This is a genomic window from Rhizobium metallidurans, from assembly GCF_014196505.1.
Lineage (GTDB): Bacteria > Pseudomonadota > Alphaproteobacteria > Rhizobiales > Rhizobiaceae > Rhizobium > Rhizobium metallidurans.
The window spans coordinates 41685-63849 of sequence record NZ_JACIDW010000020.1 but is presented as its reverse complement, the minus strand read 5'-3'; the positions used below and the strand labels follow the sequence as shown (position 1 = coordinate 63849).

The following is a 22165-nucleotide window of genomic DNA, read 5'->3' as shown; positions in this document are numbered from 1 at the left end:
AAACTCGTCATTCTCGCCAACACAATCCTCACCCGACAGACCGAATGGACGCCGAAATATGTGAAAGGATGAGACATGGTTGCTCCCCGCCGGGGGAGAAGGGGAGGTTGGCGCGAGCGGCCCGCCCCGAGTCCCTTCTCCCCCGCGGGGAGAAGATGCCGGCAGGCAGATGAGGGGGACCGCACCCTCTATCCTCACCATCCTGCACCACCTCCACCATCCCGCTTGACCCCACATCCCCCACGTCGCTAGATGACCGCATGCAACAGATCGACGGAATCAACGGGCGCGTTGCGGATGCGCCGTCCAACAACTGGGTTTACCGGGTGCTGCCGCCATGGCTCTGGCCCTATGCGCAGCTGGCGCGCTGGGATCGGCCGATCGGCTGGCAGTTGCTGCTGTGGCCATGCTTCTGGTCGGCGGCGATGGCGGCCAATGCGGCGGCGCAGGTGGGTCTCTTTTCCGGCGGCCAGCTGATCTATCATCTGGTGCTTTATTTCGTCGGTTCCGTTGCCATGCGCGGTGCCGGCTGCACCTATAACGACCTCGTCGACCACAAGATCGACATGGAAGTGGCGCGCACCCGCTCGCGCCCGCTGCCGTCGGGCCGCGTCACACGCACGCAGGCGAAGATCTTCATTATCCTGCAGGCGCTGGTCGGCCTTCTGGTCGTCCTCCAGCTCAACTGGTTCTCCGTCATCCTCGGCGTGGCATCGCTCGGCATCGTCGCGCTCTATCCCTTCGCAAAGCGCTTCACCGATTGGCCGCAATTCTTCCTCGGCCTGGCCTTTTCCTGGGGTGCGCTGATGGGCTGGGCCGCCATTTTCGGCAGCCTCTCGCTGGCGCCCATCCTGCTCTATATCGGCGCTGTCGTCTGGACGATCGGCTACGACACCATCTACGCGCATCAGGACAAGGAAGACGACGAACTGATCGGCGTCCGCTCGACCGCCCGCCTGTTCGGCGACAACACCAAGCCATGGCTGGTCGGTCTCTATGGCCTGATGCTGGTCCTCACCTTCCTGGCCTTCCTGCTGTCGGGCGTCGGCATCATCGCCTATCTCGGCCTGGCTGTCGCAGCCGGCATGTTCGCGTGGCAGATCATCACGCTCGATATCAACGATGCCGATCAGTGCCTGGTGCTGTTCAAATCGAACAACCGCGTCGGCATGATCATCTTCGCAGGCCTGTTCCTGTCGCTGCTGTTCGTTCTGCCTTAGGAACCTCGAGAGCCTGGCTGGTTGTCTTATCAGTCCAGCCAGCTTGAAGGATCGCGCATACCGTGGACGATGACGACGATTTCGGCGCCGTAGTCCGTCGGTTCGTAGATGGCCACGTAGCGTCCTTCGACGATCAATCTTGCGCGGGCGCTGATCTCTGGACGAGCCGCGCCCATTTTGGGATGTTCGGCAATCAATGCAAACTGATCCAAAAGCCTTTGGATCAAGCGATCCGCCGCCGCTTCGTTGTGAACGGCGATATCGCTCCAGATGTCGCGCATCTGACGCTTGGCACGAGGCGATAGCCGATAGCTATTTGCCACGAGCAGCGCGTTCTGCTTTCAGGCTCTGCAGGAACTCCGCCGGATCGATCTCCTCGGGCTCCCCGCTTGCCTTTCCCGCTTCATATTCCCGTTTGAGATTTTCGAGTTCGAGCGCGCGAATCTTTTCGCGCTGTTCCAGCAGGCGCAGACTGTCACGCATGACCTCACTGGCGCTGGCGTACCGACCGCTATCGACAAGTTCTTTGACGAGGCCCTCGTAATGAGCTCCGATGTTGTAGCTTGACGGCATCTCGGCCCCTTTCATGATCGGTACAGGTTATCACATTTTGATAATCGGGCCATACGAAACCAATCACAAGGCAGCTGATCAAAACGAAAAACCCGGCGCGCCGGCCGGGTGTTTCCGTATTGTCGGGATAAGGTCGCCGCTCAGCTGCGGGCGATGATTTCCTTGCCTTCGATCTTCATGGCGACGCCGAGCGTGCCGGTCGAGCGGCGCACGAGAAAGCGTGGGCGGCGGTTGGCGAAGTAGGAGTGGCGGCGGCGCGGCTTCAGGTGGCTGGTGCGCAGTTCGCCAAGATGTTCTTCCAGCGGGCGGGCGATGCCGTCGGCCTCGACCATCAGCATCGGAATGCGAAAGGCCTCGGACCAGCCGCGCCAGTCGGCGGCGATGTCGGAGAGATCGTGCGCGACCAGAAGCGGCACGCAGAGGTCGGGATCTTCGTGGTGCAGTTCGAGCGTGACGGTCACTTCGCCGTTTCCGTGGTCGATGGCGCGGGCGGCGACGCCCTTGAACGCCCGCTTCGGCAGCGCGATGGAGAGCGGCAGGCCGCTTGAAGGCAGGATCTTGCGCAGAATGGCGCCACGTTCGTCAATCGTTATGCTCACGTCGCTCGTGGAATCGTGGATGGCGTAGCTGACTTGCTGCGGAAAACGCGAAGGATCGAGACGCAGTGTTGCTCCAGCCCATGCGGGCTTCATAACGGTGTTGTTCATGTTCATTTCTACCCTTGTCTTACCTGAGAGCCGGTTTCCGGTCTTCTCCTCGGGACTTTTCGTCCTCTATGGCCGACAATAGGCGCGCCCCCTTCCGGACAGCTTAAAAATCGCGGTTAAGAAGACCTTGCCTCCCTGGATGGTTATCAAAACCGAACGTGGCAGGGTTTCCGAGAGGTGAACGATACGGTGTGCCAAACCGCGACGCCGGGCGGGTAAGTCTCGGGTAAGCTTTTCATAGCAAAATAGGGAGAAAACCGTCTGTCATTCATCCAAGGCCATTGCTGGAATAGAACGCCATGATCTCCGCTTCGTTGGGCTACACGATAATATCGGGCGATATGCAGAAGAGCCTCGAGCGCGTCGCTTCGCAGACGACGGTGAAGCGCGATGCGCAGTATTACGAAGACAACATCAATAAAGTCAAAACGGTAGACGACTTCCTCGGCGACTATAAGCTCTATAGCTACGCGATGAAGGCCTATGGCCTGCAGGACATGACCTATGCCAAGGCCTTCATGAAGAAGGTTCTGGAGAGCGACCTGACGGATGCCAGCAGCTTCGCCAACAAGCTCTCGGACAGCCGCTACAAGGAATTCGCCGCCGCATTCAATTTCGGCACGACGGCGACCGACCCGCAAAGCGACAGCCAGGAAACCGATATGATCGGTCTCTACACGCAGTCCTTCGCGGACGAAGGCACCAATGCCGCTAAGGAATCGACCTATTACAGCGCGGCGATCGACAAGGTGCAGAGCGTCAGCGGACTGACGTCGAACGAGCGTCTTCGCACCTACGTGCTGAGCGCCTTCGGGATCGATCCGACCTACGCGTCGAAGGACTTTCTCGCCAAGGTGCTGACCAGCGACGTCAACGATCCGAACAGCTTCGTCAACACCAGCGGCAACGCCAAGTACAAGGCGCTCGCCGCCCAGTTCAGCTTCAATGCGGACGGCACGGTCAACGGCACGGCACAGACCGCCGCGCAGAAGAACGCGGTCATGGAACAGTACAATATCACCGTTCCTTCGATCGTCACCACCAAGGCGGCCGAGTACAACAGGGCCTATTTCGACGCCAACATCAGCTCGATCACCAATGTCGATCAGCTGATATCGGACAAGCGGCTGACGTCCTATATCAAGGCAGCCTATGGCGCGGCCGCCGATTTCAGCGACGCGGCGTTGAAGAAGGTGCTGACCGATTCCAGCTATGCGAGCCTGCTCGGATACGACACGATGTACGCCGCCTTCAATTTCAACAGCGACGGCACCGTCGACACCACGAAGGCGGGCTACGCCGCGCAGACATCGGCCCAGATCGGCGCGACCACGACGGCCGCAAACAACATGTCTGGCGCCTACGCGACCAAGATCGCCGGCATCAAGACGGTCGACCAGTTGATCGCCGATCCGCAGCTGACATCCTTCATCAAGGATGCCTATGGCATGCCGCAGACATTGAGCAATGCCGACCTGAAAAGCGTGCTCACCGATTCCACCTATGCCGGCATGCTCGGCTTTCAGGGCGTGTACGATGCCTTCAACTTCCAGGCGGACGGCAGCGTAACGTCGGATGGCGCGCAGTCGGCGAGCGAGGTCCGCAAGGTCGGCTACAGCGCGAGCGACAATCTGAACTATTACCGCGGCAAGATCAGCACTCTCACCAATGTCGACGAACTGATCGCCGACACCAAGCTGACGAGCTTCCTGAAGAGCGCCTACTCGCTGCCCTCAAACATGAGCGATGCCGATCTGAAAAGCATCCTGACCGATTCCAGCTTTGCCGCCGCAAGCGGCTTCAGCAATGTCAATGCCGCCTTCAGCTTCGCCGCCGATGGTTCCGCCGGCGCGATGTCCGGACCGCAGAGCAGCCAGCAGACCACCAGCGTCGACGCGCTCTACGCCGTGAATTACGACAATGCGCAGCAGGCCGAGATCGATAGCGCCGTCGCCAATTACAAGACGCGTATGGCCGACGACAAGGTGACGAACGTCAACGATTTCCTGCGCACCAACCTCACATCAGACACGGACCGCAGCAACGACAAACTCCCGGATCTCTACCAGATGGCGCTTCGCGCCTACGGCCTGACGGAGCAGGATGTTCCGCGCAGCATGATGCGCACCCTGTTGCAGAGCGATCCTTACGACCCCAAGGGTTACGTCGCCTCGTTGAAGGACGACCGCATCACCAACATGGTGCGCGCGTTCAACTTTGGCACGGATGGCAAGGCCACCTCCGAGGTGCAGGCCATATCGACGGCCGTGCTTGCGAAATATGGCACGAGCTACGCCTCGCTCGCCACGCTCGGCATGAGCACCGGCCCGTTGCGAGACAAGGCCGCCAAGGACGCGACGACCGAGGTCGACGCCTTCGCCACGAAGATCACCACGGTTAAGTCGCTCGACGATTTCCTGGCCGACAGCAAGCTCACCGATTTCGTCCTGAAGGCCAATGGCCTGGAGCCGAAGGACTACGACAAGGCGACGCTGAAGAAAATCTTCACCTCGGATCCGACCGACGCCAACAGCTATCTGAACAAGACGGCGCCGACGAAATTCAAGGACATCGTCGCCGACTTCAACTTCGATACCGAGGGCAACCTGACACGGTCGAAGATCGGCGCGATCCAGAACGTCGGTGCCGAGGAGCGGACGCAGCAGGGCTATCTGCAGATGACGCTCGAGACCCAGCAGGGCGAGACGAACGACGGCGTCCGCCTGGCGCTCTATTTTGCCCGCAAGGCGCCGAGCATCACATCCATCTACTCGCTGATCGGCGATCAGGCTCTGTTCCAGGTGATATCGACCACCTTCAACCTGCCGTCGAGCATGTCGAACATGGATGTCGACAAGCAGGCGACCATGCTGCAGAAGTTCGTCAGCATCACCGATTTTCAGGATCCGACGAAGGTCGACAAGCTGATGCGCCGCTTCACCGCGATGTACGATCTCCAGAACAATACCGATACGTCGCCGGCGCTGACGATCATGAGTTCCTACGCCTCCAACGCGGCGTCCCTCAAGTCCAGATAACGGCGGACCGAAGCGGCCATATGGCCGCTTTCCGCGTCAGTCGATGTTGACGACCTTGCCGGGGTTCATGATGCCGGCGGGGTCGAACGCCCTCTTGATGCGGCGCATCAGGTCCATCTCGATCGCGGGACGGATCGCGGCAAGCTCGTCGCGCTTCAATTGGCCGATGCCGTGTTCGGCCGAGATCGACCCGCCATGCGCGAGCACCAGCCCGTGCACGATCTCGTTCATCTCGTGCCAGCGCTCGAGAAACGCCTGCTTGTCGGCGCCCACGGGCTGCGAGATGTTGTAGTGGATGTTGCCGTCGCCCATGTGCCCGAAGGCGCAGATGCGCGCGCCGGGCATCGCCGCCATCACCGCCTGCTCGGCCTCGTGCATGAATTGAGGTACGGTCGAGACCGGCACCGACACGTCGTGCTTGATCGATCCGCCTTCCGGCTTCTGCGCTTCCGACATGCTCTCGCGCATGTGCCACAGCGCCGTCTGCTGCGCGACGGAAGAGGCGATGGCCGCGTCCTGCACAAGCCCAGCCTCGAAACCCTGCTCCAAGAGCGCCGTCATCATCCGCTCGGCGGTCTCGGCCGAATCCGAGGTGGAGATGTCGATCAGCACATACCAGGCATGTTCGCTCTCCAGCGGATCGCGCACGCCCTCGATATTGCGGGCGGTGATCTCCACGCCGAAGCGCGGCATCAGCTCGAAGCCCGTCAGCGACGTACCGCACAGGCTGGAGGCGAGATTGAACAGCGACAGCGCGTCTTCCACCGAGTTCAGTCCGGCAAAGGCCACCTGCTTGCCGAGCGGCTGCGGAAACAGCTTCAGCACCGCGCCGGTGATGATCCCGAGCGTTCCCTCGGCGCCGATGAAGAGGTCGCGCAGGTCGTAGCCGGTATTGTCCTTCTTCAGGCGGCGCAGCCCGTCCCAGATCTCGCCGGTCGGAAGCACCACTTCGAGCCCGAGGCAGAGCTGGCGCATGTTGCCATAGGCGAGCACGGCGGTGCCGCCGGCATTCGTCGAGAGATTGCCGCCGATCCGGCAGGAGCCTTCCGAGCCGAGCGACAGCGGAAACAGCCGGCCGTGCGCCTCGGCCGCCTTCTGCACGTCGGCGAGGATCGCGCCGCCGTCGGCCACGAGAACGTTGGCAACGGGATCGACGTCGCGGATCTTGTTCATCCGCTCCAGCGATAGGATGATGTCGGACTTGCCTTCGCGTGGCGTCTGGCCGCCTACGAGCCCGGTATTGCCGGTCTGCGGCACCACCGATGTGCCGGTCTCGCTGGCGAGCTTGAGGATGGCGGAAACTTCCTGAACGTTGGCGGGCTTCAGCAGCATCGGCGAGGAGCCGTGGTAGAGGCCGCGGTTTTCGATCAGGTGCGGCGCCAGATCGGCCTCGCCGCGCAGCGCGTGCTTGTCGCCGACGATGGCTGCGAAACGGTCGAGTAGCTCAGGTGAAACGCTGCTCATCGGGCTTTTATCCTCTGTTATTCCCGTGGGGCCGCGGCGCGCCGCAGCCGGTCGTTGATGGCTTCGCCGAGACCCTCGTCGGGAATGGCGCTAAAGGCGATCGTCGCGGCACCGCTGGCATCGGCGCGCTTCATGTAGTCGAAAAGATTGGTGGCCGCCTCGGCGAGATCGCCGGTCTCGCTGAGATTGAGCACGACCCTGGCCTTATCGGCGTTCGCTATGGGGGAGGGGCCGAAGGAGATCAACGCCTCGCCATCGCGCACCTCCCGCGCATCGAGCCGCACCGCAGCCCCCGGCGCGTAGTGCGAAGCCATCATGCCCGGCGCCTCGATCGCCGCGGACGCCACCTTCGGGCGCACCAGCTTCACGCCGGCGACGCGCTCGATCTCGTCGGCCGGCAGCCCGCCCGGCCGCAGCAGCCTGAGCTTGCCGTCCTCGACCTTGACGATGGTGGATTCCACGCCGACATCGCTCGCCCCGGCGTCGAGGATCAATTTGATCTTCTCCCCGAGATCGGCCTGCACATGGGCGGCGCTGGTGGCGCTGATCTTGCCCGAGGTGTTGGCGCTCGGCGCCGCCAGCGGGTGGCCGAAGGCGCGGATGAGTTCGCCGGCAAATCCCTTCGGCACCCGGATGCCGACCGTATCGAGCCCTGCCGTCGCCAGCGCATGGATACCGCTCTCGGCCTTCAGTGGCACCACGATCGTCAGTGGACCCGGCCAGAAGGCTTCCGCCAGCGCCCGCGACAGCGGGTCGAAATCGGCATAGGTCTCCGCCATTTCGAGGTCCGCCATATGGCAGATCAGCGGATTGAACTGCGGCCGGCCCTTTGTCTCGTAGATGTGGGCGATGGCGGCCGGATTGGTGGCGTCGGCGGCAAGGCCGTACACCGTCTCGGTCGGAATGGCGATCGGCAGTCCGTCGCCCAGCACCTTGCATGCGGCGTCGATCGCCTGCTGCCTGTTCTCGGTGATGTCGATGATCTCTGCCATATGCCGCCCGGATAGTCTGTCCGGCAGTCCTTATGCCCTTGCGGCCTCGCGATCAATATCAGAGCCGGCGAATGGGCTCAGAGTTGGCGGACGATCTCGCGGAGCTGCTCGTTGCGGGCGCCGAGCAGGAGCACGTTCCTGATCGCCACCTGCGGATCGTCGGTCCGAAACAGAAGGCCGTTGCCGCGCACATTGCGGTCGATCGTCATCTTCTCCGGCGTATGTTCTCCGGGCCGGATCGCGACGGCGAAGTACATGCGCGAATAGCGCATGTCGATCTTTTCGAAGACGTTGTCGTTGTCGCTGATGTCGGCGTAGAAGTTGGCGATGTAGAAAGCCCAGCTCACCGCTTCATACTGCGCGAACTTGGTGCGCGCGGCGGTCACATGGCAATAGCCGAGATGCGGGCTGTCCTCGAGCGTGCGGTGAAACACCATCTTCGGAAACTGGATGGAGCGGTGGAAGCCGTTGATATGCTGGTGCGTCTTTTCGCCGGCGCTCTGCAGCTTGCGGCCGGTCTTTTCCGCCACTTCGTCGTGGGTCAGGTAGCGCCGCTCGGCGGCCAGCCAATGCGACTGTTGGCGGGTGATCTTGCCGGTCCGCAGGAATTCGGAATGCGGCGCGACCTGGGCGGTCGGCTGCTCGACGTTCGCTCTGGCGTCGAAGTAACGGAGTTTCGCCATGGTCTCGCTTCCGGCTGCCTGTCTCTTTCGCGAAAGCATAGGCAGTTATGCTTAATGCGGTGTTAAATCGGGTTTGGTCCGATGGCGGTGCGCATAAGGCGATGCGGGCTCTGTCGCAAACGGAACACCCTCCGCGATGCCGGTTCCGCGCGTCTTGATCCGTGGCAATTCCGGCGACGTCGCAAATAGTCCTATTTGCTTGGAGCGGCGCGCGAATGCGCGTTTTTACTCCCGCCGTCGCGGCCCCGGCGCAACTGTCGCCATTTTCGAAGCCGATGTCGCTTTGCAACCACGCGGGCGGCGATGGCAGTGGTTAAATGCGCGATATAGGCAATATCTCCTTCGGGAGAGGGGACGAGCGCTTCCCGCGGCTTTCGCCATCCGTTATGTGGCAGCCCGAATAGACGAGGATATGAGATGGATATTCGCAGCAACGTTTTACGGCAGCTCAAGAACCGCCGCGAGGGCTTCAGCCTCGAGCAACCCTTCTATATCGACGAGGACTACTTCAAGCTCGATATGGAGATGATCTATTATCGCGACTGGCTGTTCATGGGCCATGACTGCGAACTGCCGAAGGCCGGCGCCTATTTCACGGTGCAGATCGGCCAGTATCCCGTCGTCATCGTTCGCGGCCGCGACAACGTCATCCGCGCCTTCCACAACAGCTGTCGCCATCGCGGCTCGCGCGTCTGCACCAAGGATCACGGCTCGTCGGTCCGCCTCGTCTGTCCCTATCACCAGTGGGCCTATGATCTCGACGGCAAGCTCGCCTTCGCCCGCCACATGGGCGACGATTTCGACAAGTCGGGCTTCGGCCTGAAGCCTGTGCATTGCGAAAGCTTCGGCGGCTACATCTTCATCTGCCTCGCCGACAAGGCGCCGGACTTCCAGCCGGTCCGCGACATGGTCGCCCCCTACATGATGCCGCATCACCTGAAGGACGCCAAGATCGCCTTCCAGAGCACCATCATCGAGAAGGGCAACTGGAAGCTCGTCTGGGAAAACAACCGCGAGTGCTACCACTGCGCCGCGAACCATCCCGAGCTCTGCCGCACCTATCCCGAGGCACCGAGCGTCACCGGCACCGATGGCGGCGCCGATGATCCGGAGATCGCGGGCCACTGGGCACGCTGCGAGGCCGCCGGCCTTCCCAGCAAGTTCCAGATCTCGCCGGACGGACAGTTCCGCACCGCCCGCATGCCGCTGATCGAGGATGCCGAGAGCTACACCATGTCCGGCAAGCGCGCCGTCGCCCGTCCGCTGTCGGACGACGTGACGATCGACCGGATCGGCACGATGCTGCTCTTCCATTACCCGACGACCTGGAACCACATTCTCGGCGACCACGCCATCTCCTTCCGCGTGCTGCCGCTCAGCGCCAACGAGACGGCCGTGACCACCAAGTGGCTGGTCCACAAGGACGCGGTCGAGGGTGTCGACTACGATCTCGAGGAACTGACGCACGTCTGGACCGAGACCAACGACCAGGACCGCCGCATCGTCGAGGAAAACGCCTTCGGCATCCACTCGCCGGCCTACGAGCCCGGCCCGTATTCGATGCTGCACGAGGGCGGCGTCATGCAGTTCCTCGAGTGGTACGCGCTGTTCATGACCAACCGTTTGCAGGGTGACCAGGCAAAGCTCTCCGTCGTCGCCTGACGTCTGGTGTGACAGCCCGGAGCACACCCTTGGTAAGGGTGTGCTCGTCAGACTGACGATAGAGCTTTTCGGGTCGAAGAAGCCTCGGTCTCCCTCATTCCTGTGCTTGTCACAGGAATCTAGCCACGGCGCGTCTGCGCCGTGAAAAGACTCTTTCCGCCCAAGGACTTGGGCTGCTGGATTCCTGTGACAAGCACAGGAATGAGGGAGGGTGAAATCGCCGAGCTGACTAAAACAAGCGTTGGCATCACTATAACCCCGAGCGCTCGCTTTCGTTCGTATCTGGCGCTCAGAAATCCTGGTAGTTCAGGGCGTTGATCTCTCGCGGCGGCACCGAGGAGGTGACGATCGCGTCCCGCGCGGCGACTGTCACCGAGGCCGGGGCGACGGGCAGTTGCGCGATCGGCGGCAGGCCCGGTGTTGCGGCCACTGGCGGCGGCAGCGGCTGGAGCGGTTCCATCTCGATCTTGGCGAGGACAAGCGGCGGATCGGGTTCGCGCGCCGGCAGAAGGTTGCCCTGCGCCCAGATCTTGGCGAGGTCGGCCTTGTTCATGGCGGCGACATTGACGTCGATATCGGTGAGCGTGCCCGGCACGCGGTAGGGGCAGCGCCGCTTGCTGCAATTGGCGCCGGCGGAGAACTGCCAGAGCAGGTAGTTGTCCCAGTTGCCCATCGGGAACACGCCCTTGACGTCGGGCTTGTAGCGCGCATACCAGATCGGCAGCCGCGCCAGCACCGGATAGTCGTTGCGGTAGGCGGCGATATAGCGTGCCGTCTCGTGGTTGGTGTAGAGCACGGGATAGCGCCCGGTCCGCGCCTTGATGTGTCCGACGAAGATCTGCGCATCCTCGAGCGACATGAATTTCTTGGGGTCGATGCCCTCGAGATCGAGGATCATCATCTCGTCGGCCTTCGGCGTCGCGTAGTCGAGAAAGTGGTTGGCCTGGTCGACCGGGTTTCCCGGGCGGCCGAGATGATAGGCGCCCCACAGCAGGCCGGCCGCGCGCGCCACCAGCCGCCTTGTCTGGAACAACTCGCGGCTGACCGCGTATTTGCGCCACATCGTCTTGCAGTGGCCGACCGTGTCGCCGGCATAGTCGCCCGTGCAGGAGAAGCTCTCGGGAAGTCCATCGGATGCCTTGGAAATGAAGCCGGCGATCCGCTTGTCGGAGGTAAGCGCCTCCCAGTCGATCGTGTTCAGTTCGTAACCGTCGACGACCAGTGCGTTGTCGGTCTTCTTCCAGGGGAGGGTGTCGCTGGCCGTGGCGTAATGAGACAGTCCGGCCGAGATCGCCAGAAGCAGGATACGGAGAATGGCTCTTCCATGTTGTTGCTTCATGTGACGAGAGTGATGAAAACTGGTTAATGTATTGCTTATCAGCCTTTACGCATAAACAAAAAATCGGGATGGGTCGCGCAAAAAAGATGCGCTCAGGAACATCTTCCCCATCCATGCGTTACATCACGGGTTCATTTACGTTGAGATTGGAGTCTTCATGCCCAGGTCGTTCAAACAGCTTTTCGCCGCGGCCATTTCGTCCCTGATGCTGGTCGCGAGCGTCGTGCCGTCACAGGCCGTGCAGATGCCTGCCGCGCCGCAGGTGGAAAAATCGGCGGATGTTCAAAACGTGCAATATTGCCGCTATGGTCGTTGCGGACCGGGTCCGGGCTATTATGGCCGGCCGGGCGGCTACTATCCCGGTTATCGCCCGGCTTACCGCCCCGCCTATCGCCCCGGCTGGTACGGCGGATATCGCGGCTACACCTATGCACGTCCCGGCTATCGCCACTATAACGGCTATTGGTACCCGCTCGCCGCCTTCGGTGCCGGCGCCGTCATCGGCGGCGCGATCGCCAGCCAGCCGCGCTATGTCGCGCCCGCCGGCTCCGGCCATGTCGCCTGGTGCGAGCAGCGCTACCGCTCGTATCGCGCCTACGACAACACCTTCCAGCCGTATAACGGCCCACGCCAGCAGTGCGTCTCGCCTTATTGAGGGCTGGTCCGGATCTCGGGGTGCCGTTAGCTTCGCGCTAGCGGCCCCCGCATTTGCCCTCTGACTTCTCCTCGCTCGGGAGAAGGGGCGCCAGTGGCCGGGCTAAGCCACGCCATCCACGATCCGCGACTCGCCTCAAAGAATCTTCATCCGCTTCAGCAGAAACCATGCCAGCATGATCGACGCGGCGATCATGACGATGGCGTATTCCGTGCCCGTCGCGCCCTCGGTGAACGGCAGATTGGCCGTATTCATGCCGAAAAAGCCGGTAACCAGCGTTGGCGGCAGCAGGAATGCGGTCATGATCGACAGGATGTAGAGGTGCCGGTTGGTCTCGGAGGACTGCTTGGAATCGATTTCCTCATGCAGCAGCCGTGCCCGGTCCTGCAGCACGTAGATATCGTGATCGACGGTTTCGAGCCGCGCCGTCAGCCGGCCGGCGACATCCTCGAAGCCGAAAGGCATTTCGTCGTCGTCGGAGGCGGCGGCGCGGCGCATCAGGGCCAGCACCGTTCGCAGGTGCCGGTGGATGCGCACCACCGTGCGCCGGACCGGCGCCAGCCGCCGCCGCTCGTCGCGCGGCGCCGGATCGTAGACGAAATCCTCGATGGCGTTCAGGTCCTCGGTCAGGTCCATGACGATGGCGATCAGCGTGCGCTGAAACTCGGTGACCAGCAATTCGAACAGGTCGACCGGTCGGGTGAATTTCGCCGGGTTCTTCTCCACCAGCTGCCGTGCCCTGTCGATGCTGCGCAGCGGCTGCAGCCGCGTGGTGATGATGAAGCGATCGGAGATGGCGAAGTGCAGCCAGCCGAGGTCGGCGGTCTCGTGGTCGAATTCGCGCTGGCAATCGACCAGCGTGCCGTAGAGCATCTGCTCGTCCACGGTGATGGCCGAGTGGGTGTCATGGGTGATCAGCGCCGCCTTGGCGTCGTCGGTTAGACCCGACAGGCTGTCGAGCAGGCTTGGAACGCGGGCATCCGCGAGGTTGAGATGCAGCCAGTAGAAGCCGCCGTCGGCGGTGAGGTCCGATTGCGATGCGTTGTTGGCCAGACGTGTCGGCTTGCCGCCGCCTTCAGGGAAGCGGTAGCCCCAGACGAAGCCCGGCATGCTAACAGGCAGTGTATCCATTCTTCGCCGGTCCTCTTGCATTTGGCGGTGCGCTCCACTGGCGTTTTGGGTCTTTACGACCGACGGCGCCGGATCGGCGGCTCTGCAGAGAGCATGAACATGGCGTCGCACCGAATGGCAAGACCCTTTCGAGCGATGCCTTGATCCTTCCTTATGACAGCTATCCTGCATTTTCATGACAAAAGCAGTTGCAAGTTTGAAATTGACGTTTACGTAAAAATCAATTAGCTCTGCCGGCGGAGGAGAGGGTAGGGTAGGACTGCCCTGCCATCAGGCATACGAGGAGAACAGCATGTACAAGGCGCCCGTCGAGGAGATCGCATTCACCCTCAAGCATGTGGCCGGTCTGGCCCGGGCGATCGATGACGGCCTGCTGGGCGATCTCGGCGAGGATCTGGTCGATGCGATCCTGTCCGAAGCCGGCCGCTTCGCCTCCGACGAGATCGCGCCACTCGCCGAAATCGGCGACCGCCAGGGCGCGCGGATCGAAAACGGCACGGTGACGACGCCGGATGGCTGGCGCGAGCTCTACCGCGATTGGATCGCCGGCGGCTGGAACGGGCTGACGGCATCGGAGACGTTCGGCGGCCAGGCGCTGCCGCATATGCTGAATGTCGCGGCACTCGAAATGTGGAACTCCGGCTCCATGGCGTTCGCGCTCTGCCCGACGCTGACCATGGGCGCCATCGAAGCCATCGCCGCTCACGGCAGCGACGCGCTGAAAAGCACCTATCTCCCGAAACTCGTTTCCGGCGAATGGACCGGCACGATGAACCTGACGGAACCGCATGCCGGCTCCGACCTTGGGGTGCTGAAGGCCCGCGCCGAGCGCCGCGACGACGGCAGCTACCGCGTCTTCGGCCAGAAGATCTTCATCACCTGGGGCGAACACGACGCCGCCGACAACATCATCCACCTTGTGCTTGCCCGCCTGCCGGATGCGCCCGCGGGCACGCGCGGCATCTCGCTCTTCCTCGTGCCGAAATTCCTGATCAACCAGGACGGCTCGCTCGGTGCTCGCAACGATCTCTTCTGCCACGCGCTGGAGCACAAGCTCGGCATCCACGGCTCGCCCACCTGCACGATGATCTACGGCGACGGTCGCTCCGGCGAGGAGAAGGGCGCCATCGGCTGGCTGGTCGGCGAGGAAAACAAGGGTCTCGCCTGCATGTTCACGATGATGAACAACGCCCGCCTCGCCGTCGGCATGCAGGGCGTCGCCATTGCCGAAGCCGCCACGCAGAAGGCCGTCGCCTATGCCCGCGAGCGCACCCAGGGCAAGGCGCCCGGCTGGAGCGCCGCCGGCCAAACGGGGGGCATGAGCCCGATCATCGAGCATCCCGACGTCATCAGAATGCTGCTGACGATGAAGGCGCTGACCCAGGGCGCGCGCGCCATCGCCTATAGCTGCGCCCATGCCACCGACATGGCGCACCGCGCAGCCGATGCCGGGAAGCACTGGCAGGAGCGCGCCGCTCTTCTGACCCCGGTCGCCAAGTCCTTCGCCACCGATATCGGCGTCGATGTCGCTTCGCTCGGCATCCAGGTGCATGGCGGCATGGGCTTCATCGAGGAAACCGGCGCCGCCCGCTATCTGCGCGACGCGCGCATCGCCCCCATCTACGAAGGCACCAACGGCATCCAGGCGATCGACCTCGTCACCCGCAAGCTCACGCTGTCGGATGGCGGCGAGGTCAAGAGCCTGATCGCCGAGCTGCGGGAAATCGCCGGCCGCGTCGGCGCATCCAACGCCGAAAACTTCGGTGCCACGGAGAACCGTCTCAACGTCGCCATCACCGATCTTCAACAGGCGACCGATTGGCTCCTGGCGCAACTCGCGGCCGGCAACACCGCCGATGCCTTGGCCGGCGCCACGCCCTATCAGCGCCTGTTCGGCCTGACGCTGACCGGCTGCTATCTCGCCAAGGGCGCGCTTGCCGATGCCGAAGACGGCAAGGCCGCCGACCGCATCGCGCTTTGCCGCTTCGCCGCCGAAAACCTGCTGGCCGAGACCACGGCGCTGAAGGACAGCGTCGTCAACGGTGCCTCGAGCCTCGCCGCCGCCAGATCCATTCTCGTCTGAGGAGATGACATGACCAACCACATTCTCGTCGAGCGCCCGGAAGATCATCCAGGCGTCCAGATCATCCGTTTCAACCGCCCGGACAAGAAGAACGCCATCACCCGCGCCATGTATACGGTCATGACCGAGGCGCTGGCCTCGGCCGATGGGAACCCGGATATCCGCGCCACCGTCCTCCTCGGCGGCGAAGGCTGCTTCTCCGCGGGCAATGATCTTGGTGACTTCCTGGCCGCGTCGATGGGCGGCGGCATGCCGCGCGAGATCGTCGATTTGCTCTACGCGCTGGTGCGCGCGGAAAAGCCCGTCGTGTCTGGCGTCGATGGTCTGGCGATCGGCATCGGCACCACCATGCACCTGCATTGCGACCTGACGGTCTGTTCCGCCCGCAGCCAGTTCCGCACCCCCTTCGTCGATCTCGCTTTGGTGCCCGAGGCGGCCTCCAGCCTGCTCGCTCCGCGCATCATGGGCGCCCAGCGCGCCTTCGCCATGCTCGCCGCCGGCGAACCCTTCTCCGGCGAGGAGGCGAGGGAGGCCGGTCTTGTCTTCAGGGTCGTGGAACCGCACCGGGTCGAGGCGGAAACGCTTGGCCTCGCCAGCAAGCTCGCCGCCAAGCCGCCGGAAGCGCTGCGCATTTCCCGCGACCTCATCCGTGGCGACCGTGAACAGATCATCGCCCGCATGGACGAGGAAGCCCGCCACTTCGCCTCCCGCCTGCAAAGCGCCGAAGCCCGCGCCGCCTTCGAGGCCTTCATGCGCCGATGATGGCCGGGATGGCGCCGAAATGTTCAAAAAGTATTACTTTTAATCAAATTTTACCACTTCTAGTATTTAGTGGCCGGCAATGCATGACGCAGCACGGGCATCAGCGCCCGGCCCCTTTTCCGGCACAATCCAAGGCGCGGACGCCAGCGGATCGGTTCTCCGATCGCTGACACGTCGGTCGGCCGCATTCGAGACCCGCTATGTTCAAAATGAAGATCAAGACGCTGCTTCCGGTGCTCTTCCTGTCCCTCGTCGCCATTTCGCTGGTTCAGGGCGCCATCGCCGCCGTCGCGCTCACCAGTCTCGAAGCCAATACGCGCGAGATCGGCGCCCGCAATATCCCGAATACCGAGCGTCTGAGCACCATCGTCACCACGCTGAACGACGTGCGCCGCAGCTATGCCGACTATCTCCTGGCCTCGGGAAAGACCGATTTCCGCAATGCCGAGACCACGCTGAAGACCCGTCGCCAGCGGCTTAATGCCGCCATCGATGCTTTCGAAAAGCAGCCGAAAAGCGAGTACATGACGCAGAATTTCGGGCGGCTGCAGAAGGCGCTCAACAACGACGCCGCCGTCGCCGACAGGATTATAGCGCTCGCCCTCGACGACAAGCGCAGCCAGGCCAATTCGCTCTATCGCGGCGAGCTGTCGATGTCGGCCAACAACATCCAGACGCTGATCGACGGCATGATCGCCAGGGACCGTCAGTCGACCGACGCGGCCCTCGTCTCGGCCGCCGGAAACTATTACGCCGGCACTGTCTCGATCGTCGCCGGCCTCGCCGTCGCTCTCGCCGCCGCCATCGCCGCCGCCTACCTCGCCTGGAAGCGCATCTCGCGGCCGATCACGACCATCGCCGCGCGCATGGCCCGCCTTGCCGATGGCGATCTCGACGCCGCCGTTCCCTATTCAAGCCGCCATGACGAGATCGGCGACATGGCCGCCGCCGTCTCCGTCTTCCGCGACAATGCCTTTGCCCGGCTCGATCTCGAACGCAGCGCCGAGGACAGCCGCGCGCATGCCCGCGACGAACGCGCCCGCAACGAAGCCGCCAAGGCGCGCGAGGCGGCCGACATCGGTCATGCCGTAGAGGCGTTGGCGGGCGCCCTGGGTGCGCTGTCGGCGGGCGATCTCGCCCACCGCATCGAGCAGCCCTTCGCCGATCACCTCGATCGCCTGCGCAATGATTTCAACACCTCGGTCGCCAAGCTCAGCGAAGCGCTGCAGGAGGTCGGCTACAACGCCCACGCCATCGACGCCGGCGCCGGAGAAATCCGCAACGCCGCCGATGGCCTCGCACGCCGCACTGAACAGCAGGCCGCCTCGATCGAGGAAACCGCCGCGGCGCTGGAAGAGATCACCACCACGGTCAAGGACACCGCCCGCCGCGCCGAGGAAGCCGGCAGCCTGGTGTCGCGCACGCGTGGGGGTGCCGAGGAGTCCGGCAACATCGTCCGCAAGGCGGTCTCCGCCATGACCGAGATCGAGCAATCCTCGCGGAAGATCGCCAATATCATCAGCGTCATCGACGACATCGCCTTCCAGACCAACCTGCTCGCGCTCAATGCGGGCGTCGAGGCGGCGCGCGCGGGTGAAGCCGGCAAGGGGTTCGCCGTCGTCGCCCAGGAAGTGCGCGAGCTCGCGCAGCGCTCGGCCGTCGCCGCCAAGGAGATCGAGACCCTGATCTCGGCCTCCAACGCCCAGGTTCGCTCCGGCGTCAGCCTGGTCGGCGAGACCGGCAAGTCGCTGGAAACCATCGTCGGTCAGGTTCAGGACATCAGCCGGCACGTCGATGCGATCGTCACCGCCACCCGTGAGCAGTCGACAGGGCTTGCCGAGATCAACACCGCCGTCAACACCATGGACCAGGGCACCCAGCAGAATGCCGCCATGGTCGAGGAGCAGACAGCCGCAAGCCATGGCCTCGCCCAGGAAGCGGCCAAGCTGATGCATCTGCTCGGGCAGTTCAACCTGCAAGCGGGCGATCACGCGATGACGCGCCGCTACGCCGCGGCCTGACCGATCGGCGCCATGAACGACAAAACGCCCGCGCATGTCGCGGGCGTTCTTCTGGGGACTTGGAAAAGTCGGTAAAGCCGGTTATCCGTGCATCCGCTGGCGCTCGGGCTGCTCGGCGATGAAACGGTCGTTGCGGTCCGACAGCGGTTCCACCGGTAGAATATCGATGACATCGGCTGCATCGAATTTGCGCTTCAGGCCGCATATCGTGGCAATGACGACGCCCCTGTCAATATTGAAGGATGTCGCCAGGAAGTTTCGTTCGTCGCCATGATCATCAATGGAAATAACAAACATATAGTCCTCCGTGTATTATCCATTGATACACGGAGATTATTTATCATAGGTGAATTTATATATCATCCATCTTGAATCACTGTAGAGATGCTTGGTGTTTCATTCTTGATACACCAAGCATTCATCCATTCGTATATCCACCCGCCGGCAAAGCTCGTTCATCGCGTGAAATGCTCGACATGCGCCTCGGCGACGGCACATGTCCGCGAATGTTGCCAGGTTCCGGCCGCGTGGATTTACGCGTCGGCGGAGGAGGGGATGCGGGCGATCACCTTGATCTCGAAATCGAATCCCGCCAGCCAGTTGACGCCGACAGCCGTCCAGTTCGGATAGGGCTTGTCGCCGAACACCTTCAGACGAACGTCGTCTACCGCCGCGAACTGGTTTTCGGGATCGGTATGAAAGCTGGTGACGTCGATAATGTCGTCGAAGCCGGCGCCGGCGGCTTTCAGCACCGCCGCGAGATTGTCGAAGGCGAGCTGTACCTGCTTCGGAAAATCAGGCTCGGGCGATCCGTCCTCGCGGCTACCCACCTGACCGGAGACGAAAAGGAGATCGCCGGAGCGGATCGCCGCCGAATAGCTGTTGATTTCATAAAGCGCCTGCCTGCCGGCCGGGAAGATCGCGTTGCGTTTGGTCATGTCATGCTCCTGTTTTGACAAGGCAAAATCCAAGCGCCGCCGCCACGCCAAGGGCGCGACACGTTGCTGATAGGTCACCTGGATCTCTGCTCTTCACTATCAAGGGCGAGAATGATATACGCCCCGTATGTGAATATAGGAAGCATACGCGGCGTATGTCAATATGCATACGCCGCGTATGTTGATTTATGGAGGCAACGGTGACGGCAAGAACGCGGGCGCAGATGGTGGAGGAAACCCGGGCAAAGCTCATCGAGGCCGGCCGAAAGGCTTTCGCCACAAAGGGTTACGCTGCCTCGTCAATGGATGATTTCACCGCCGAAGCGGGCCTGACGCGCGGCGCGCTTTATCACAATTTCGGTGACAAGAAGGGTCTGCTGCAAGCCGTCATCGACCAGATCGACGCCGAGATGCTGGTGCGCCAGCGTGCCGCGCAGGCCAGGGGCAGGACGCCATGGGAGGGCTTTCTCAACGAAGGCATCGCCTATATCGAGATGGCGCTCGAGCCCGAGATCCAGCGGATCATGCTGCTCGATGGCCCCGCTGTGCTTGGCGATCCCTCGCAATGGCCGAACCAGACCGCGTGCCTGCGCACCTCCACGCAGACGATCGCGGCGCTGATTGCTGACGGCATCGTCAAGCCCGTGGATGCCGAGGCGGCCGCGCGGTTGATCAACGGCGCGGCGCTCAACGCGGCCCTCTGGATCGCCGCGGCCGATGATCCGCATGCGGTGCTGGAAAAGGTCGTCGATGCCTTCAAGCATCTCGCCGGCGGCCTGTTGCGGACCGAAGGCTGATTTCTATCCGGTCGCGAGACGCCGGATTACTTCTCCAGCGTCGCCACCACCTCGACATGCGAGGTCCACAGGAACTGGTCGATCGGCGTCACCGAGGTGATGCGGTAGCCGCCCTCGACGAGAATCGCGAGGTCGCGCGCAAGCGTCAGCGGGTTGCAGCTGACGGCGGCGATCTTCTTGACGGTGGAGCGGGCAAGCTCCTTGCACTGGAACTCGGCGCCGGCGCGCGGCGGGTCGAAGACGACGGCATCGTAGACCTTCAGTTCCGAGGTCATCAGCGGCCGGCGAAACAGGTCGCGGCGCTCGACGCTGACGGGCTTGATCCCCTGCGTATTGCGCGCGGCGTGGTCGAGCGCCGCGAGCGGCTTGTCTTCGCTCTCCACCGCATGCACCCGGCCGATCCGCGCCAGCCTGAGCGAGAAGGTGCCCGTGCCGGCGAAAAGGTCGGCGACGCGCTTGGCTTTGCCGACATGGGCAAGCACCAGCTCCGCCATCGCTTCTTCCGCCGGCTTGGTCGCCTGCGTGAAGCTTCCGGCCGGCGGCGAAACGTTGACGCCGCCGAAATCGAGCATCGGCTTCACCGGCTCGATCAGGATCTCGCCGTTGACCGACACGCGCGCGATCCCGCGCATCGAAAGCACGGTCTCGGTCGCCTTGCGCCGCTGCTGGTCCGAAAGCGTCTTGAGGCCGTCGGCGGCGATGTCGAGGCCGGTCGCCGTTTCGAGCACGGTGATACGGAACGCCTCGGCATTGACGGCAAGTGCCGCACCGATCGCCTTGATCGCCGGCAGTCGGGCGATGAGGCTTGCCGACGAGATGGGACATTCCTCGATATTGACGAGGTGGTGGCTTTCGGCCTGGTTGAAGCCAATCAACATCTCTTTTTCGGTCTTGCGCGCCGCGAACGTCACGCGCCGGCGCTCGCCGGGATGGGCGACGACGAGTTCGCCGACCTCGGGTGTAAGACCTTTGGATTTCAGCGCATCGATCACCAGCTGCCGCTTGAAACCGCGATAGAGCGCATCGCCCGCGTGCTGCAGCGTGCAGCCGCCGCAGGTGCCGTTGACGCCATCGGGTCCGAAGTGCCGACAGTGCGGTTCCTGCCGGTCCGGCGAGGGCGTGGTGATCGACATCACCGTGCCTTGGCTCTTGATGCGCGCGATGGCGACCGTTTCGCCCGGCAGCGTGAAGGGCACGTAGACGGGTCCATCAGTGCCGTTGGCGATGCCGTCGCCCTGGGCGCCGAGCTTCTGGATGGTGACTGTTTCTGTGCTCACGGCTTGGTTCCTGCGAGTAGATATTCCTGGTTTCCGTCGCCGCCCGAGATCGGCGAGGGGATGAGCCCGAGGCTGCTCCAGCCCATGTCCTCGACGAACCAGCGCTCCAGTTCGGCGGCGACGGCGGGCGCGGTCGACGGGTCCTTCAGCATGCCGCCCTTGCCGATCGCCTCGCGGCCGGCCTCGAACTGCGGCTTGACCAGCAGCACGGCGGTCGCACCCGGTTCAGCCAGATCGAGCGCCGGCGCCAGCGCCAGCTTCAGCGTGATGAAGGAAACGTCGGAGACGATGAAGGTGAGGGGATGGCCGATATCCTCGGCCTCCAGATTGCGCGCGTTCAGCCCTTCGATATTGGTCACGTCGGGGTTTTCTGCGAGCCGCGGATGCATCTGGCCGTGGCCGACGTCGATCGCGGTGACGTGCGCGGCGCCGCGCTCGAGCAGCACTTCGGTAAAGCCGCCGGTGGACGCGCCGACATCGAGACAGTGATGGCCGGTCGGATCGAGCTTGAAGTGATCGAGCGCCGCCGCAAGCTTCAGCGCCGCGCGCGAGACGTAGTCCTGCGCGGGGTCGTCGATCTCGATCGAGACATCCTCGCCGAAGACGGCGCCGGCCTTGGTGACCACCTTGCCATCGACCTTGACGGTGCCGCGGCTGACCGCGTCGCGGGCGCGCGAGCGACTGGCGAAAAGACCCAGGCTGACGAGCAGCTGGTCGATACGTTGTGTATTTTGATCGGACATGGCCTGTCCATGCCGGGCAAAGCGGCGCGTTGCAAGCCTTTTGTTGGCCGGCGCCGCCGCAGCACCCGTCCCGCGCCGTA

At 63.1% G+C, this 22165-nt stretch carries 20 protein-coding genes; 8 read left to right on the top strand and 12 right to left on the bottom strand.

All coding sequences use genetic code 11. From position 1 onward, the window contains the following. The first annotated feature begins 260 nt into the window (after positions 1-260). Complete coding sequence (gene ubiA / locus GGQ67_RS21500) at positions 261-1220, top strand: 4-hydroxybenzoate octaprenyltransferase (protein ID WP_183902170.1); 960 nt, start codon at positions 261-263, stop codon at positions 1218-1220. A gap of 29 nt (positions 1221-1249) precedes the next feature. Here the strand turns inward: ubiA and GGQ67_RS21495 are convergent, their stop codons facing one another. From GGQ67_RS21495 to GGQ67_RS21485, 3 genes are all read right to left on the bottom strand, one after another. Then, positions 1250-1543 carry a type II toxin-antitoxin system RelE/ParE family toxin gene (locus GGQ67_RS21495; protein WP_183902169.1) on the bottom strand — a complete coding sequence of 98 codons (294 nt, stop codon included), beginning with the start codon at positions 1541-1543 and terminating at the stop codon, positions 1250-1252. Next, the gene (locus GGQ67_RS21490; RefSeq protein ID WP_183902168.1) at positions 1533-1793 is read right to left on the bottom strand and encodes a type II toxin-antitoxin system ParD family antitoxin; all 261 of its coding nucleotides are present in this window, start codon (positions 1791-1793) and stop codon (positions 1533-1535) included. Before GGQ67_RS21490 ends, GGQ67_RS21495 begins: the two co-directional genes overlap by 11 nt. A 140-nt stretch (positions 1794-1933) precedes the next feature. Beyond that, on the bottom strand, positions 1934-2500 hold the full coding sequence (locus GGQ67_RS21485; protein WP_112944656.1) for a DUF6101 family protein: 567 nt from the start codon (positions 2498-2500) through the stop codon (positions 1934-1936). Between the two features lie 299 nt (positions 2501-2799). Between GGQ67_RS21485 and GGQ67_RS21480 the strand changes: the two genes are divergently transcribed. After that, positions 2800-5538 (top strand): DUF1217 domain-containing protein, encoded by a 2739-nt coding sequence (locus GGQ67_RS21480; RefSeq protein ID WP_183902167.1) that lies wholly within the window; start codon positions 2800-2802, stop codon positions 5536-5538. A 36-nt stretch (positions 5539-5574) separates the two neighbouring features. Here the strand turns inward: GGQ67_RS21480 and GGQ67_RS21475 are convergent, their stop codons facing one another. From GGQ67_RS21475 to GGQ67_RS21465, 3 genes are all read right to left on the bottom strand, one after another. Then, positions 5575-7002: an FAD-binding oxidoreductase gene (locus tag GGQ67_RS21475; protein ID WP_183902166.1), complete on the bottom strand. Its 1428-nt coding sequence runs from the start codon at positions 7000-7002 to the stop codon at positions 5575-5577. Positions 7003-7019: 17 nt separating this feature from the next. Continuing rightward, positions 7020-7994: an L-threonylcarbamoyladenylate synthase gene (locus GGQ67_RS21470; RefSeq protein WP_183902165.1), complete on the bottom strand. Its 975-nt coding sequence runs from the start codon at positions 7992-7994 to the stop codon at positions 7020-7022. A 77-nt stretch (positions 7995-8071) separates the two neighbouring features. Continuing rightward, positions 8072-8677 (bottom strand): DUF6656 family protein, encoded by a 606-nt coding sequence (locus GGQ67_RS21465; RefSeq protein WP_183902164.1) that lies wholly within the window; start codon positions 8675-8677, stop codon positions 8072-8074. Positions 8678-9094: 417 nt separating this feature from the next. Here GGQ67_RS21465 and GGQ67_RS21460 point away from each other — a divergent pair, with 417 nt between their 5' ends. Next, positions 9095-10339, top strand: coding sequence for an aromatic ring-hydroxylating oxygenase subunit alpha (locus GGQ67_RS21460; protein ID WP_183902163.1), 1245 nt, complete (start codon positions 9095-9097; stop codon positions 10337-10339). Positions 10340-10628: 289 nt separating this feature from the next. Here the strand turns inward: GGQ67_RS21460 and GGQ67_RS21455 are convergent, their stop codons facing one another. Then, complete coding sequence (locus tag GGQ67_RS21455; RefSeq protein ID WP_183902162.1) at positions 10629-11678, bottom strand: glycoside hydrolase family 25 protein; 1050 nt, start codon at positions 11676-11678, stop codon at positions 10629-10631. A gap of 205 nt (positions 11679-11883) precedes the next feature. Here GGQ67_RS21455 and GGQ67_RS21450 point away from each other — a divergent pair, with 205 nt between their 5' ends. Next, positions 11884-12333 carry a BA14K family protein gene (locus GGQ67_RS21450; protein WP_425503822.1) on the top strand — a complete coding sequence of 150 codons (450 nt, stop codon included), beginning with the start codon at positions 11884-11886 and terminating at the stop codon, positions 12331-12333. A 135-nt stretch (positions 12334-12468) separates the two neighbouring features. On the opposite strand, the gene GGQ67_RS21445 is transcribed toward GGQ67_RS21450, so the two are convergent. Continuing rightward, the gene (locus GGQ67_RS21445) at positions 12469-13464 is read right to left on the bottom strand and encodes a transporter (RefSeq protein ID WP_183902160.1); all 996 of its coding nucleotides are present in this window, start codon (positions 13462-13464) and stop codon (positions 12469-12471) included. 292 nt (positions 13465-13756) lie between these two features. Here GGQ67_RS21445 and GGQ67_RS21440 point away from each other — a divergent pair, with 292 nt between their 5' ends. From GGQ67_RS21440 to GGQ67_RS21430, 3 genes are all read left to right on the top strand, one after another. Next, on the top strand, positions 13757-15547 hold the full coding sequence (locus tag GGQ67_RS21440) for an acyl-CoA dehydrogenase family protein (RefSeq protein WP_183902159.1): 1791 nt from the start codon (positions 13757-13759) through the stop codon (positions 15545-15547). A 9-nt stretch (positions 15548-15556) separates the two neighbouring features. After that, on the top strand, positions 15557-16309 hold the full coding sequence (locus GGQ67_RS21435) for a crotonase/enoyl-CoA hydratase family protein (RefSeq protein WP_183902158.1): 753 nt from the start codon (positions 15557-15559) through the stop codon (positions 16307-16309). Between the two features lie 200 nt (positions 16310-16509). Beyond that, the gene (locus GGQ67_RS21430) at positions 16510-18330 is read left to right on the top strand and encodes a methyl-accepting chemotaxis protein (RefSeq protein WP_183902157.1); all 1821 of its coding nucleotides are present in this window, start codon (positions 16510-16512) and stop codon (positions 18328-18330) included. 81 nt (positions 18331-18411) lie between these two features. Here GGQ67_RS21430 and GGQ67_RS21425 read toward each other — a convergent pair whose 3' ends face one another. Next, entirely contained in the window at positions 18412-18627 is a 216-nt protein-coding gene (locus GGQ67_RS21425; protein ID WP_183902156.1) for a hypothetical protein, read from the bottom strand. Positions 18628-18863: 236 nt separating this feature from the next. Continuing rightward, a complete protein-coding gene (locus tag GGQ67_RS21420; protein WP_183902155.1) occupies positions 18864-19268 on the bottom strand; it encodes a RidA family protein in 405 nt (134 codons plus the stop codon). 224 nt (positions 19269-19492) lie between these two features. Between GGQ67_RS21420 and GGQ67_RS21415 the strand changes: the two genes are divergently transcribed. Further along, positions 19493-20065 carry a TetR/AcrR family transcriptional regulator gene (locus GGQ67_RS21415; RefSeq protein WP_183902172.1) on the top strand — a complete coding sequence of 191 codons (573 nt, stop codon included), beginning with the start codon at positions 19493-19495 and terminating at the stop codon, positions 20063-20065. Positions 20066-20091: 26 nt separating this feature from the next. On the opposite strand, the gene GGQ67_RS21410 is transcribed toward GGQ67_RS21415, so the two are convergent. Further along, positions 20092-21342 carry a class I SAM-dependent RNA methyltransferase gene (locus GGQ67_RS21410; RefSeq protein ID WP_183902154.1) on the bottom strand — a complete coding sequence of 417 codons (1251 nt, stop codon included), beginning with the start codon at positions 21340-21342 and terminating at the stop codon, positions 20092-20094. Then, on the bottom strand, positions 21339-22085 hold the full coding sequence (locus GGQ67_RS21405) for a TlyA family RNA methyltransferase (protein WP_183902153.1): 747 nt from the start codon (positions 22083-22085) through the stop codon (positions 21339-21341). The genes GGQ67_RS21410 and GGQ67_RS21405 overlap by 4 nt, the downstream gene beginning before the upstream one ends. Positions 22086-22165: the final 80 nt, after the last annotated feature.